This window comes from Streptococcus sanguinis, assembly GCF_019929225.1.
Classification (GTDB): domain Bacteria; phylum Bacillota; class Bacilli; order Lactobacillales; family Streptococcaceae; genus Streptococcus; species Streptococcus sanguinis_J.
This window is the reverse complement of the sequence record NZ_JAHZPA010000009.1, coordinates 1-13,697: the sequence shown is the minus strand read 5'-3', so window position 1 is coordinate 13,697 and position 13,697 is coordinate 1. Positions and strand designations below refer to the sequence as shown.

Genomic DNA, 13,697 nt, shown 5'->3' with positions numbered 1-13,697 from the left:
TTTTTGAGCATGATTTTCGCAGTTCCAGTCAGTCTGTGTTATACTAAGTTTCGTTATTTATTTTAGGAGGGTAAAATGTCTATTATTACACTGATTTTGGCAAGCTTGGTTGCCTTGGAATTTTTCTACATCCTGTACTTGGAGACCATTGCGACGACTTCTGCAGCAACAGCTCGGGTTTTCGGTATGTCACAAGAGGAGTTGGAGCAGCAGTCGGTCAATACACTTTTCAAAAACCAAGGAGTTTACAACGGATTGATAGCTGTTTTAGTGCTGATTGCGGCCTTTGTGCAGTCTAGTCCGCTTTGGCTGGGAATTTTTATGGTTTATATCATCTTGGTGGCAGCATACGGTGCAGTGACCAGTGACCCGAAAATCCTGTTCAAGCAGGGAGGACTGGCTATGCTGACCCTACTTAGTTTATTTTTCTAAATAGAGTGCGGAAAATTGATTTCCCGCTCTTTTTTTATATAATGATTGACTTTTTTGTTAGACAAGTGTAGAATAAAAATAGAATAGCATTATTTAGAAAGCGCGTGGGAACGATGAAAAGATCTATTAAACGTTTGCCAGACGGGGAATTTACTATTTTAAAAGTAATTTGGCAGCTGCCTACCCCGACGACCTCTGCCCGTATCATGGAAAAGCTGGGACCAGACAATCACTGGAAGCCCCAGACTTTGCTGACAGTTTTGGCTCGCTTGACTGAAAAGGGCTTTTTAGAAAGTGTCCGCAAGGGGCGTGAAAGGCAGTATACAGCCTTGATCTCAGAAGATGAGTATCTGGAAGTTGAGGCTTCGGATTTCTTGAAGCGTCACAGCGGCCGTTCAATGGGCGGGTTTGTCAAAACACTCTTTTCTTCTAACTCCTTTTCGGAAAATGAATTGGATGAGCTGCGCAGTTTGCTCAACCAAGGAAAGTAGGATGGAGGGATAAGCATGAAACAGTTCCTTCTTTCTTTTCTTCTGACCAGTTTGTCGACATCCATTTTGGTGCTTTTGCTTAGTCTGCTTTTTACGGCCTTTAAGACTAAGATTTCGGTCAGAGTGAAGTATTTTATTTGGTTTCTGATATTGCTGAGTTTTCTGTTTCCGTTCCGTCCCCAATTTGGCTCAGGCTTGATTCGGCTGAATACAGGATCGGTAGTTCAGACAGCAGTGACTGCTACCCAGACAGGTGGTGCTCAGGGCGCTTCTCCAGCAGTTGAAAAAGCTGCCCAGCCAAATCTGTGGGAGGCTTTTCTGGGCTTACCTTGGTTTGAAATTCTTTTTGCCATCTGGCTGATTGGCTTTGTCTTTAGTATAGGAAGATACGCTTATTCTTATATTCGCTTCAGAAAGATGCTGAAGCGCTGGGGCACGGTGTTTCAGGACGAAGAAGCGATGGCTCAGCTACGGGCTGTTCAGCAGGAGATGGGAGTTAAGGGCCGGATTCGTCTGCTCCACTATCCTATGTCCCAAAGTCCTATGCTGCTAGGTTTCAGAGATATTTTAATCGTGCTGCCAGAGTTGGACTACACAGAAGAAGAGCTGCAGCTGATTTTCAAGCATGAGCTGACTCACTATAAGCACCGCGATGTTTTAGTTAATCTTTTGGGAATTTTTGCTAAGAGTCTTCATTGGTTTAACCCGGTTGTCCGCTTTGCCTGCCGTGAAACTCAGGAAGCAGGAGAAATGTACTGTGACTATGATGTTCTGAGCAGTAGAGATACAGAGTATCGGACTTTCTACGGTGAAACGATTTTGACCATGATAGACCGCAGTAAGAAGACCCCAATTGCTCTGACGACCTGCTTTTACTCTGACAAGTTTAATCTCAAGCGGCGGATTGTCGGTATCATGGATAACCGCCTGCCTAAGAGGTTTCTGTCTGCTGCCTTTGTAGTAGCAGTCCCTCTCCTTTTGCTCTTGACTAGCTCGGTCTTTGCCTTAGAAAGCCCAGAAGCTCAACAAAGCAAGCCTGTGACGGGACAAAAACAGTCTCAAGGGCTCAGTCAGCGTCAGGCACTAGCATCCGTCTTAAAAGAGCTGTCTCTTTCTGAAAATGATATTAAAGATTTACAAATTTCGCGTGAGAAAGACACCTATAAAATCCGCTTCTCGCACGGGCAAACAGCCCATGAAACCATTGTCAATGCTAAGGATGGAAAACTAATTCAATCCAAGCAGTATACCATTGTCGAAAAGACGGTAACGGTTGAAAAAGAAGTCAGTCCATCCTCGTCTGCTGCATCAACTCCAGCTGATAACAGCTCTACTGCAGGTGCAGGAAATACGGGAGCAGCGGGCTCTACTGGAGCTAGTACAGCGACTGTTCAAACTCCGACTCAGAACAGTTCCTCTCATACGACAGACACCGATGATCCGGACGATGATGATGACCATGATGACGATTAAATAAAGGATTCTGCCAGTTTAAGTTTCTTAAAAGCTTAGACTGGTAGAATTTTATTATCTTCTCAAAAGGGGATTTAGAAATCCTCCAAGAGCAGTTAGTCATCAGTTTATCTTTATTTTAGGACGATTTTGCTTACAGTTTGTACTTCGTTTCCTAATGCTAAAAAAACTGAAAGATTATTTATCTTTTTTCTTGACATTCACAAACGACAATTGTAGAATATACTTATAAACTACATTTGTAGAATGTTTTTAAAAAATACTGCTTGGAAAGGAGAAGAAAGCAAAGCTTATCCAGACGCTTGTAGGATGCAGAGCGGAAGCTCTATTTCTTTTAAAAGCACAAACTACATTTGTAGAATCAAAGGAGAATTCAAATGAAACAAAAACAAATCCAAACCAACTTCCAACGAATCGAAACGAAGTATATTCTTGACCGAGCAATGCTAGCTCGTCTTGAAGCTGACATGAGGCCTCACCTCACCGCAGATGATTATGCGACATCAACCATTTCCAATGTGTATTTTGATAATGATGAGTTCCAGATGATTCAGGATTCCATTGCTAGAAAAGGTGGTCGCGAAAAAATGCGGATGCGGACTTATGCTGAGCAGCCAAATGATGATAGTCAAGTTTTCTTGGAAATCAAGAAGAAACGGGATGAAGTAGGTTTCAAATACCGTTTGGTTTCGAATCCTCTCTCTGTGACCAACTATATTGTGAACGGTGTGGCAGACCATACTATTTCTGATGATCGGGTCAAGGCAGAAGTGGAGCAGTTACAGGAGCGCTATATAGACTTGAAGCCAAAAATGGTGATTAGCTATGATCGCTACTCTATGAGAGGCTTGGAAGATAAAAAAGTCCGTGTGACAGTTGATTCCAACATCCGCTACCGTGATTATGATGTAGACTTGGCTTTAGGCCGCTATGGACTGCCCTTGCTGGATAACGACAAGGTAATTATGGAAATCAAGGTTCCTGGTCAATATCCTCAGTGGTTGGCTGATATTCTGAACAAATACGGTCTTGAAGACCAGTCCTTCTCAAAATACGGCAATGCCTACCTGAAAACTAAAGAAAGGCTGACTCAAACAGTCAAGGCCTAAGGAGGTAGTCTATGCTCAATCAGTTATTTAACAGTATCTACTCCTCTACGGAAGTCAAGATAAATCCTTTAGCATTGATTTTTTCACTAGCAACTAGTGTGGTTTTAGGAATTATCTTGGCCAAGGTCTATAAGCGCCAAACCATTTATACCAAGGAATTTGTCGTCACCCTCTCCCTTTTGCCAGCCATTATTTCCATTATCATCTTCTTGGTTAATGGAAATCTGGGTACCAGTGTCGCCGTAGCGGGAACTTTCAGTTTGATTCGCTTCCGGTCGGCTGCAGGTGGCTCCAAGGAGCTCCTAGCCATCTTTATGGCGACAGCTATCGGGATTACAACAGGGATGGGCTTTGTAGCACTGGGAATTGTCTTTACTCTAGCTATTTCAGGCATCTGGATGCTCTTTGAAAAGATGAGCTTTACTTCAGTCAGTCCGACCAGACGTTATGTTCAGGTTCAGGTTCCAGCTGACTTTGACTACGAAGTACTCTTTGATGCTATCTTTGAAACGACTTGTAAGTCAGCCGAACTGACATCTCTCAAGTCGGCTGAAAAGAAGTCTATCAAGTTGGACTATGTTGTTGACTTGAATCCTGACATGAGCGACAGGGAGCTTATTCAGCAGTTCCTGTTCTATGATAAGGTACAGGATATTTCCCTTTCCAAAGCCGCTAAGAAGCGTAAAACCCTCTAAGCAAAAGAAGACCAGCTGCAGCAGAGCAGTTGGTCTTCTTGTTTGTATCATAAAAAGGGGATACATCATACTTACAGAAAATACTTGACACTCTTTTCTATATGTGGTATGATTATATAGATTTTGGACTTGAAGGGAGTGAAAAAAATGTCAAAAACAGTAGTACGCAAGAATGAATCACTTGATGATGCACTTCGTCGTTTCAAACGTGCGGTTACTAAAGCTGGTACTCTTCAAGAAACACGCAAACGTGAATTCTATGAAAAACCTTCTGTAAAACGCAAACGCAAATCAGAAGCAGCTCGTAAACGTAAAAAATTCTAATTGAACAAAAAAGCAGACTCCGGTCTGTTTTTTGTTTTCGCTCTTTGGAGAGAAGAGGATGATCATGAGCAACAGGAAAGAAAAAACACTGATTTTCATCAGTGAATTCTCTTTATTTTTTCTCAGCCAACAAAGCTTTGATTTCTTGCAGGACTTCCAATTCAGTTGGTCCAGCTGGCGCTTCTTCAACTTCTTCCTTCTTCTTAGCAAGGCTTTGTGCTTTTTCAGCAGACTTGACGATGAAGAAAAGAACAGTACCGATTACCAAGAAGTTAATTACAGCACTCAAGAAGTTACCATAAGCAATTCCGTTCCATTTCAATTGAGAAATTTGCTCCAAGTTTGCAGCTTTCAAAATTGGGTTGAGGAAGAGGGGAGTGATTACGTCAGTAATCAATGAAGTGACGATTGCTCCAAAGGCGTTGGCGATGATCACACCGACTGCCAAATCAATCACGTTCCCGCGCAGCAAGAATTCTTTAAGATCCTTTAACATTCTTTCTTTCCTTTCAAGAATTTATTAATGAGATTATATTATAGCTTATTTATATGACATCCTCAAGATATTTGCTTGTCAAATATTTTACATTTGCATCATTTTAGTATAAAATATAGAATGATATTCTATGATAAATTGGAGGTATTGTCTCTTGATTGATAAAGAAATCATTTCTGAAATTAAAAACAGCGTCAATATCGTCGATGTCATAGGAGAAACGGTGGCCTTGACTAAGGCTGGACGGAATTTTCTGGGACTCTGTCCCTTTCATGGCGAAAAGACGCCCTCTTTTAACGTTGTAGAGGACAAGCAGTTTTATCACTGTTTTGGCTGCGGCAAGTCGGGCGATGTCTTCAAATTCATTGAGGATTATCGAGGCGTTTCCTTTATGGATGCTGTTCAGATTGTAGCAGAGCGGGCAGGGATTCCCTTGGCTGTAGAGACAGCGGGCAATGACCGACCGAGACAAAGCCATCCGCACCAGGCTCTCTACGATATCCATACCGAGGCAGCGAAGTTTTACCATGCGGTCCTGATGACGACCAAGATGGGAGAGGAAGCGCGGGCTTATCTCTACCAGCGCGGGCTGACAGATGATGTTCTTAAGCATTTTCAAATCGGGCTGGCTCCTAATGAGGGCAATTATCTTCATAAGAGTATGGCTGGCAAGTTTGATGAGAATACCATCATGAACTCAGGCCTCTTCAATCTAGCGGAGAATAATCTGGTCTATGATGCTTTTCAAAACCGGATTATGTTTCCCCTGACCAATGACAGTGGGCAGGTTGTGGCCTTTTCCGGTCGGATTTGGCAAGAGGCGGCTTCAGATGGTCATCAGGCCAAGTATAAAAATAGTCGCAGCACCGCTATTTTCAATAAAAGCTACGAGCTCTATCATCTGGATAAGGCCAAGCCGGTTATCAAGAAGAGCCATGAGGTCTATCTGATGGAAGGCTTCATGGATGTGATTGCAGCATATCGGGCCGGGATTGAAAATGCAGTAGCTTCTATGGGAACTGCTCTGACTCCTGAGCATGTTCAGCATCTGAGTAAGTATTGTAAGAAGATTATCCTGTCTTACGATGGAGATAGGGCAGGGCAGGCAGCGACTGCTAAGGCTTTAGATGAGTTGAGAGATATGACGGTGGAAATTGTTCGGATTCCGGATAATTTGGACCCGGATGAATTTCTAGCTAAAAATTCTGAGGAAGACTTGCAGCGTTTGCTGAGCAAAACGCGAATAAGTAATGTGGAGTTTCTGTTGCATCATCTGAAACCAGATAATATTGAAAATCTGCAGGCTCAGATTGAGTTTGTAGAGAAGATGGCACCGATTATTGCGAAGACCAAGTCTATCACAGCGCAGAACTCCTATATTTACATGCTGGCTGAGTTGCTGCCGGACTTTGACTATCAGCAGGTGGAGCAGACGGTAAATAACAGTCGGCTGGCTGAGCGATCTAGTCGCAGTCAGGAGGCGCCAATTCAGCAGTCTCAACCAGTCGTTATGCAGTTTTCGCCTTCGAACCGGCTGAATCGTCTCATGAGGGCGGAAAATCATATCTTCCACCGCATGCTGCACCATCCTTTGATATTGAACCAATATCGGTTGAGAGAAGACTTTGTCTTTGACTCGGAGGACTTGCAGGTCTTGTATGAGATTTTGCTGGCGAATGGTGAGGTGACACCGCAGGATTTGTCCCAGCTGCCAGATCATGTTCAGCAGGCTTGGTACCGCGTTTTAGAAGAAGACTTGCCTGATGAGGTTTTGGAAGATGAGTTGAAAGAAGTGGAAGAAACCAGAGAGCGGGAGATTTTGCGCAAGCATAATCAGTTTATTAGTAAGAAGATTCGAGAAGCCTCTCACAGCGGAGATACGGATACAGCCTTATCCGAGCTGGAGCGCTTGATTGAGCAAAAAAGAAGAATGGAGTAGGAATGGCTACAAAACAAAAAGAAGTAACAACATTAGACGTTCAAATTGCAGAATTTATCCGCAACCACAAGCAGACTGGGGTTGCGACAGATGATGAAATCAATGACCAGTTGGTCATTCCTTTCACTTTGGACGCCGATGGGATTGAGGATTTGCTGCAGCGCATCCAGGATGCGGGCATCTCAATTACAGATAAGGAAGGAAATCCCAGCGCGCGCGTCTTGAATAACGAAGAGGAAGAAGCGGAACTGACGGATGAAGAGCTCCTAGGCAGTAATTCAGCTAAGGTCAATGATCCAGTCCGCATGTATCTGAAAGAAATTGGGGTTGTGCCCCTTCTTAGCAATGAAGAAGAGCAGGAGCTGGCTATCTTGGTAGAGCAGGGAGACTTGGAAGCCAAGCAGCGTCTGGCTGAGGCCAACCTTCGTTTGGTTGTTTCCATTGCTAAGCGTTATGTTGGCCGTGGTATGCAGTTCCTTGATTTGATTCAAGAAGGAAACATGGGGCTGATGAAAGCCGTTGATAAGTTTGACTACACCAAAGGATTTAAGTTTTCAACTTATGCGACTTGGTGGATTCGTCAAGCCATTACCCGTGCGATTGCTGACCAAGCTCGGACCATTCGGATTCCGGTCCACATGGTGGAAACCATTAACAAGCTAGTCCGTGAGCAACGCAATCTCTTGCAGGAATTGGGTCAAGACCCAACACCAGAGCAAATCGCTGAGCGCATGGATATGACGCCTGACAAGGTTCGTGAGATTCTCAAGATTGCTCAGGAGCCGGTTTCTCTGGAGACCCCTATCGGTGAAGAAGACGACAGTCATCTGGGAGACTTTATCGAAGATGAAGTGATTGAAAATCCAGTCGACTACACAACTCGTGTCGTTCTTCGTGAGCAGCTGGATGAGGTCTTGGATACGCTGACAGACCGCGAGGAAAACGTCTTGCGTCTGCGCTTTGGTCTGGACGATGGAAAAATGCGGACACTAGAAGATGTCGGCAAGGTCTTCAATGTCACCCGCGAGCGGATTCGCCAGATTGAAGCCAAGGCTCTGCGTAAACTCCGCCATCCAAGCCGCAGCAAACCACTCAGAGACTTTATTGAAGATTAAGAACTGAAGAACAAAAAGGGGCAGAAATTTTTCAGTAGGAAGCATAAAGTCGGCAATCCTAACTGAAAGCAAAAGCCCCCTCGAGCTAACTTGAAATTTCTGCTATATCTATAAGGAGGATATTGCATGTCAGAAAAAAAATACAGCCCTGAAGAAGTTGAAAAAATCAAAACGCGTATTTTAGAGAGCTTGGAGCAGGTTATTGACCCAGAGCTGGGGATTGATATTGTCAATCTAGGTCTAATCTATGAAATCCGTTTTGATGAGACCAATGGAGAAACGGAAATCGATATGACCCTGACAACCATGGGATGCCCTCTGGCGGATCTTCTGACTGACCAGATTTATGACGCCATGTCAGATGTTCCAGAGGTTACCAAGACGGATGTTAAGTTGGTTTGGTACCCAGCTTGGACGGTGGAAAAGATGAGCCGCTATGCTCGGATCGCTTTGGGGATTCGTTAAGAACTGATAGTAAGTGCTGGCCTGCTGTTTGCAGGCTTTTGCTTTCTTTAGTAGATTCTGTTATAATGTTCTTATTGTCTTGGGGTCGTTACGGATTCGACAGGCATTATGCGGCACATTTTGCAACCCATCTAGCGGATGTAAAACGCCAGTTAAATATAACTGCAAAAAATAACAATTCTTACGCTGTAGCTGCCTAAAAACCAGCCAGCGTGACCCGATTCGGATTGCTTGTGTCTGATGACAGGTCTTATTATGAGCAAGCTACGGCAAAATCTGGTCTAGGGATTTTGCAAGAGATTGATAGACTCGCTTGACTTGGGCTTGAGCTATGTGTCAAGGTGAAGTTAAATCAATACATAGCCTATGGTTGTAGACAAATGTGTTAGCAGGTGTTTGGACGTGGGTTCGACTCCCACCGGCTCCATTATTTTAAAGTCCTTCTAAAACGTTGAGAAATCAGCGTTTTTTGCTTTTACGATGTTCAGGAAATCTTGATTTCTATCTGAAAAAGTAATACAATGATGTTAGTGATGACAAAGGAAATATTTGTATTTCTAGTAGGTTGATTTCATAAGTATTAAGGGAAGTTTGATATGAGTTTTTTTAAGAATCTGTTTGGTAAGAAGCGAGAGCAAGAAGAAGAGAAAGTAGAAAAGGTGGAAGAATCAGTGCTTGATGTGCCTGCTGAGGATCCTTTTCCGAGTGAGTGGGGCTCTTTCTCAACCTATATAGATGACAAGTTGGCTAGTATCCGTCTGAATCTAGCTCTTGCTGATGAGGCACCCTATCCTCTATACGCCTATGCTATGAGGCTCAAGGTAACGCTCCTCCAGTACGATGGGGAGACAGGTTTTCCATCTAGTGATGAGTTTAAAGAGCTGAATGTGATTGAGGACCGGCTTTCTGAGGCTTTAGGGCAGGTCGGTGGCATTCATGTTGGTGTGATTACAACAGATGGAAATATTGAGTTTTACTACTATCTGCAAGACAAGAAAAGCCATCTAGAGCCGATTGCAAACGTGATGCGCGACTTTCCAGACCGCCGCTATGACTCGGCAACCCTAGAAGACGAGGAATGGAATCAATACTTTGATTTTCTCTATCCTAATGAATACGAGTATCAGACCATTCTCAACCAGCGGGTCTGGTACCAGCTGGAGCAGGACGGCGATGACCATAGTCAGGAGCGCGAGATTGACCATTGGGCCTATTTTGCGTCTGAGGAAGATCGAGATGGTTTCCTAAAGGAAGTTGAAGCACTGGGCTATAGCCTCGTATCAGCTGAAAAGATAGAAGATGCGGACAAACCATATCAGCTGCAAGTGATTCGTATGGATACGACAGAAATCTTTGATTTGAACCAGAATGTTTGGACTTTGGTTGAATTTGTGAAAAAATTTAACGGAAACTATGGCGGTTGGGGCTGTAATGTGGTATAATGGTTAAAGTTTTGAGAAAGCTGGACTTTCTCTTTTGTGGAAGATTACTCAAGAGGCTTAAGAGGCTGTGTTGGAAACGCAGTAGGCGTGTAAAAGCGTGCGTGGGTTCGAATCCCATGTCTTCCGTCATAAGATGCAAGAAACGCTGTTTGGCGTTTTTTCTATTTGTTGAAGGAGATGAAAGTTGCTTTAATATGAATATTTTTTGGAAATGCTTGAAAACAATTTCAGCAAAAAAAATAAGTAATTTATTGTTCATTTTATATAATAGTGTGGTAAAATGGGATTAATGGATTTTTAAAAAGGATATAAATTAAAGGGAGAATTATGTTTTTTAAACGTCAAAAAGGTAAGTACCACGAAGTAGAGCGTGTGACTCGTTTTAAGCTGATTAAATCGGGTAAGCATTGGCTGCGTGCTGCGACATCACAGTTCGGCCTTTTTAGATCAATGAAGGGGGGAGGCCTTTCATCGATCGAGCTCAAGGTAACGGAAGAACAAGTTACCGATAAAAAGAGCGGCATAGACTTTTTGAGGGGTATTGTCGCCACAGGGGCCGTGCTGGGCGGAGCTGTTGTGACAAGTACAACTGTTCATGCAGAAGACGGTCAGGCTCTGGAAAAGGTCATTGATACGACAGACGTTTTAGCGACACGTGGTGAAACAGTTTTAGGAGAAGAAAGCAGTGCTACTGAAGCAGCAACTGCAACGGCAAGCTCACATACTGAGTCAGAGTCTGTATCAGATACATCCTCAGCCAGTGCCAGTGCTTCTGTCAGTGCATCTATCTCTGCCAGCATCTCAGCTTCAGAGTCAATGTCACAGTCTAGCTCTGCCTCTATCAGTGCCAGCACATCTCAAGCAGTCTCAGATTCCTTAAGTGTATCTGAGTCTCTTTCAGTGTCTTCAAGTACATCTGATTCGGTTAGTGCAAGCACTAGTGCGTCCGCTAGTGCATCAGAGTCAGTCTCAGCCAGTCAGACATCTACCACCTCTACATCAGAGAGTGCTAGATCCGAAAGTAGCCAGCAGTCAACAGAGGCTTCTAACCAGACAGGACGGAGAAGGGGCCGTCGGGCGGTGACACAGCCTAATTTTAATGAGACTAACCGTGATAGAGTCAACGGTGATATGATTGACAACATCACTACAAGCTTTGATGATCAGACTCGTCTGCTGACTTGGACTATTACCTTGTCTCCTAACAAAGCACAGACTGGCAATATTGGGGCGCTTGTATCTATCGGAGAAGGTCAGGAAACTACAAGCGTTACTTTTAATGGTCGAGAAGCTACAAATTCTGGGACTGTTCAGTCATCTGGCGCTTGGAACCTCTATACTAGTCGTTCAGCAGCGACTACAACACTACGAATTGTCACCAGAGTGGCAGAGACTACAGGTAATCCAGCTATTGCCCTGCGATTGGCAACAAGTACTCAAGCTATTACAAATAATAATTTTCCTGCTGAATACAGCGAAGTCGCTAGTAAGACTAGAGGAAGTTGGGATAAGATAGATCTGGATACCAATGTGCCGTTTAGAGATACGGAAAGACCAGTTGTTGATTTCCCTAGTGAAATTACTGTTTATCGTGGTGAGTCCTTTGAATTTGTTGCGACAGTAACGGATAATTCCAATGCTTTTGATCTTAATAAGACACTTTATCGTTGGTTGTATAGTAATCTTCCTGGAACCGGTACTGAATGGGTGAGATATTCAGTTGCGCAAGAAGGTAATCAGTTAAAGGTTCGAGTTTTTGGTAATGTTCCAGTCGATACAACGATTGGTGATTATACTCGTTACATAACTGCTACGGATGCGGCAGGGAACGTTAATGCAACACAAACAGAAATGGGTAATGCTGCTGTTGCAAAGACATCGGTAAATGGCCAGTTCAGATTGATTATTCGATACAAACCGAATATTCCAGAGAATACGTTAATAGTTAAGAACCCAAATCAATTATCAGAAACTGAAAAAAATCAGGTCAGAGAAGCGATTAAGCGAAGTAATCCAAATCTTAGAGAGCAGGATGTTTATAGAAGTAACTTTAATACAGCAATTGCTGTGTCTAATAATGGTACAGCTACTATAACGTTCAGAGATAGCAGAACGGCCACTGTTGAGGGAAGTAAGTTGGTAGATACAAGAGAAGGAAGTACTTCCAAATCTGCAAGCACCTCCGCATCCGTCAGTGCCTCTACCTCAACAATCGAATCTATTGCGGAAAGTAAGTCAGCCTCTGCTAGTGCCTCGACTTCAGCAAGCAGTTCCGCGTCTACGAGTGCTTCTGTGTCAATTAAGACCTCTGCGTCCACCAGCGCATCGGTAAGTGCAAGTACCTCAGCATCAACAAGTGCCTCAGTAAGTGCCAGCACGTCTGCATCAACAAGTGCGTCAGTAAGCGCAAGTACGTCCGCATCGACGAGTGCGTCAGTGAGTGCCAGCACGTCCGCATCGACAAGTGCTTCAGTTTCAGCCAGCACGTCTGCCTCCACGAGTGCGTCAGTATCTGCAAGTACGTCCGCGTCGACGAGTGCGTCAGTAAGTGCAAGTACATCCGCGTCCACAAGTGCATCTGTATCTGCAAGCACCTCGGCTTCAACGAGTGCGTCCGTAAGTGCAAGTACGTCCGCGTCCACCAGTGCGTCAGTGTCTGCAAGTACGTCCGCATCGACAAGTGCGTCAGTCAGCGCAAGTACGTCCGCGTCCACCAGTGCATCAGTGAGTGCAAGTACGTCCGCTTCAACGAGTGCATCAGTTTCAGCCAGCACATCTGCGTCAACGAGTGCGTCAGTTTCAGCCAGCACCTCCGCGTCCACCAGCGCATCCGTATCCGCAAGTACGTCCGCGTCCACTAGCGCCTCCGTAAGCGCAAGTACGTCAGCCTCCACGAGCGCATCAGTTTCAGCCAGCACATCTGCGTCAACGAGTGCGTCAGTTTCAGCCAGCACCTCCGCGTCCACCAGCGCATCCGTATCCGCAAGTACGTCCGCGTCCACTAGCGCATCCGTAAGTGCCAGCACCTCCGCTTCAACGAGTGCGTCAGTGAGTGCAAGTGCGTCTGCTTCAACGAGTGCGTCCGTTTCAGCAAGTACGTCTGCGTCCACGAGTGCATCTGTAAGCGCAAGTACGTCAGCATCGACGAGTGCATCAGTTTCCGCAAGTACGTCTGCCTCAACGAGCGCATCAGTTTCCGCAAGCACATCGGCCTCAACGAGCGCGTCGGTAAGTGCAAGCACGTCTGCCTCAACGAGCGCGTCGGTAAGTGCAAGCACGTCTGCCTCAACGAGCGCGTCAGTGAGTGCAAGTACTTCAGCGTCGACCAGTGCGTCAGTATCCGCAAGCACTTCAGCATCGACCAGCGCGTCAGTGAGTGCAAGTACTTCAGCGTCCACGAGTGCCTCAGTAAGCGCAAGTACGTCCGCGTCCACGAGTGCTTCAGTTTCCGCAAGCACGTCCGCATCGACAAGTGCGTCAGTGAGCGCAAGTACGTCCGCATCGACAAGTGCGTCAGTAAGTGCAAGTACGTCCGCTTCAACGAGCGCGTCCGTATCTGCCAGCACGTCCGCTTCAACGAGCGCGTCAGTAAGCGCAAGTACGTCTGCTTCAACGAGTGCATCAGTGAGCGCAAGTACGTCCGCGTCTACTAGTGCGTCAGTAAGCGCAAGTACGTCTGCATCGACCAGCGCGTCTATGAGTGCAAGTACGGTACG

General features: G+C 45.0%; 12 protein-coding genes, 1 tRNA gene and 1 other RNA gene. 13 read left to right on the top strand and 1 reads right to left on the bottom strand.

The features are described 5' to 3' along the window. Positions 1-75: 75 nt before the first annotated feature. The 6 genes from K1I80_RS11315 to rpsU all read left to right on the top strand — a co-directional run bounded on the left by K1I80_RS11315 (position 76) and on the right by rpsU (position 4,524). Positions 76-432, top strand: coding sequence for a DUF1304 domain-containing protein (locus K1I80_RS11315; RefSeq protein ID WP_223313946.1), 357 nt, complete (start codon positions 76-78; stop codon positions 430-432). A gap of 113 nt (positions 433-545) precedes the next feature. After that, a complete protein-coding gene (locus tag K1I80_RS11310; protein ID WP_002895954.1) occupies positions 546-923 on the top strand; it encodes a BlaI/MecI/CopY family transcriptional regulator in 378 nt (125 codons plus the stop codon). Between the two features lie 15 nt (positions 924-938). Next, positions 939-2,396, top strand: coding sequence for a M56 family metallopeptidase (locus K1I80_RS11305; RefSeq protein ID WP_223313945.1), 1,458 nt, complete (start codon positions 939-941; stop codon positions 2,394-2,396). A 377-nt stretch (positions 2,397-2,773) separates the two neighbouring features. Next, positions 2,774-3,505 (top strand): polyphosphate polymerase domain-containing protein, encoded by a 732-nt coding sequence (locus tag K1I80_RS11300; protein ID WP_223312506.1) that lies wholly within the window; start codon positions 2,774-2,776, stop codon positions 3,503-3,505. Between the two features lie 11 nt (positions 3,506-3,516). Beyond that, positions 3,517-4,200: a DUF4956 domain-containing protein gene (locus tag K1I80_RS11295; RefSeq protein WP_002895949.1), complete on the top strand. Its 684-nt coding sequence runs from the start codon at positions 3,517-3,519 to the stop codon at positions 4,198-4,200. 147 nt (positions 4,201-4,347) lie between these two features. After that, complete coding sequence (gene rpsU, locus K1I80_RS11290; protein ID WP_000048054.1) at positions 4,348-4,524, top strand: 30S ribosomal protein S21; 177 nt, start codon at positions 4,348-4,350, stop codon at positions 4,522-4,524. Positions 4,525-4,636: 112 nt separating this feature from the next. Here the strand turns inward: rpsU and mscL are convergent, their stop codons facing one another. After that, on the bottom strand, positions 4,637-5,020 hold the full coding sequence (gene mscL / locus K1I80_RS11285) for a large conductance mechanosensitive channel protein MscL (protein WP_002904176.1): 384 nt from the start codon (positions 5,018-5,020) through the stop codon (positions 4,637-4,639). 154 nt (positions 5,021-5,174) lie between these two features. On the opposite strand from mscL, the gene dnaG reads away from it, so the two are divergent. The 7 genes from dnaG to K1I80_RS11250 form a co-directional block, all read left to right on the top strand. After that, positions 5,175-6,959 (top strand): DNA primase, encoded by a 1,785-nt coding sequence (gene dnaG / locus K1I80_RS11280; protein WP_317627804.1) that lies wholly within the window; start codon positions 5,175-5,177, stop codon positions 6,957-6,959. 2 nt (positions 6,960-6,961) lie between these two features. Further along, positions 6,962-8,074 (top strand): RNA polymerase sigma factor RpoD, encoded by a 1,113-nt coding sequence (gene rpoD / locus K1I80_RS11275; RefSeq protein ID WP_002897871.1) that lies wholly within the window; start codon positions 6,962-6,964, stop codon positions 8,072-8,074. A 126-nt stretch (positions 8,075-8,200) separates the two neighbouring features. Next, positions 8,201-8,539, top strand: coding sequence for a metal-sulfur cluster assembly factor (locus K1I80_RS11270; protein ID WP_002895943.1), 339 nt, complete (start codon positions 8,201-8,203; stop codon positions 8,537-8,539). Positions 8,540-8,620: 81 nt separating this feature from the next. Beyond that, positions 8,621-8,969: a transfer-messenger RNA gene (ssrA, locus tag K1I80_RS11265) on the top strand. Positions 8,970-9,135: 166 nt separating this feature from the next. Next, entirely contained in the window at positions 9,136-9,981 is an 846-nt protein-coding gene (locus K1I80_RS11260) for a DUF695 domain-containing protein (protein WP_223313943.1), read from the top strand. 38 nt (positions 9,982-10,019) lie between these two features. After that, positions 10,020-10,107: transfer RNA gene (locus tag K1I80_RS11255), tRNA-Ser, on the top strand. Positions 10,108-10,308: 201 nt separating this feature from the next. Beyond that, positions 10,309-13,697 (top strand): accessory Sec-dependent serine-rich glycoprotein adhesin (locus tag K1I80_RS11250; protein ID WP_223339044.1); only part of this gene is annotated, 3,389 nt, incomplete at its 3' end.

Coding starts and splice junctions, on each gene's coding strand:
- K1I80_RS11305 (WP_223313945.1), top strand. CDS start 939: ATGAAACAGTTCCTTCTTTCTTTTCTTCTGACCAGTTTGTCGACATCC.
- K1I80_RS11260 (WP_223313943.1), top strand. CDS start 9,136: ATGAGTTTTTTTAAGAATCTGTTTGGTAAGAAGCGAGAGCAAGAAGAA.
- mscL (WP_002904176.1), bottom strand. CDS start 5,020: ATGTTAAAGGATCTTAAAGAATTCTTGCTGCGCGGGAACGTGATTGAT.
- rpsU (WP_000048054.1), top strand. CDS start 4,348: ATGTCAAAAACAGTAGTACGCAAGAATGAATCACTTGATGATGCACTT.
- K1I80_RS11300 (WP_223312506.1), top strand. CDS start 2,774: ATGAAACAAAAACAAATCCAAACCAACTTCCAACGAATCGAAACGAAG.
- K1I80_RS11315 (WP_223313946.1), top strand. CDS start 76: ATGTCTATTATTACACTGATTTTGGCAAGCTTGGTTGCCTTGGAATTT.
- K1I80_RS11270 (WP_002895943.1), top strand. CDS start 8,201: ATGTCAGAAAAAAAATACAGCCCTGAAGAAGTTGAAAAAATCAAAACG.
- rpoD (WP_002897871.1), top strand. CDS start 6,962: ATGGCTACAAAACAAAAAGAAGTAACAACATTAGACGTTCAAATTGCA.
- K1I80_RS11295 (WP_002895949.1), top strand. CDS start 3,517: ATGCTCAATCAGTTATTTAACAGTATCTACTCCTCTACGGAAGTCAAG.
- K1I80_RS11310 (WP_002895954.1), top strand. CDS start 546: ATGAAAAGATCTATTAAACGTTTGCCAGACGGGGAATTTACTATTTTA.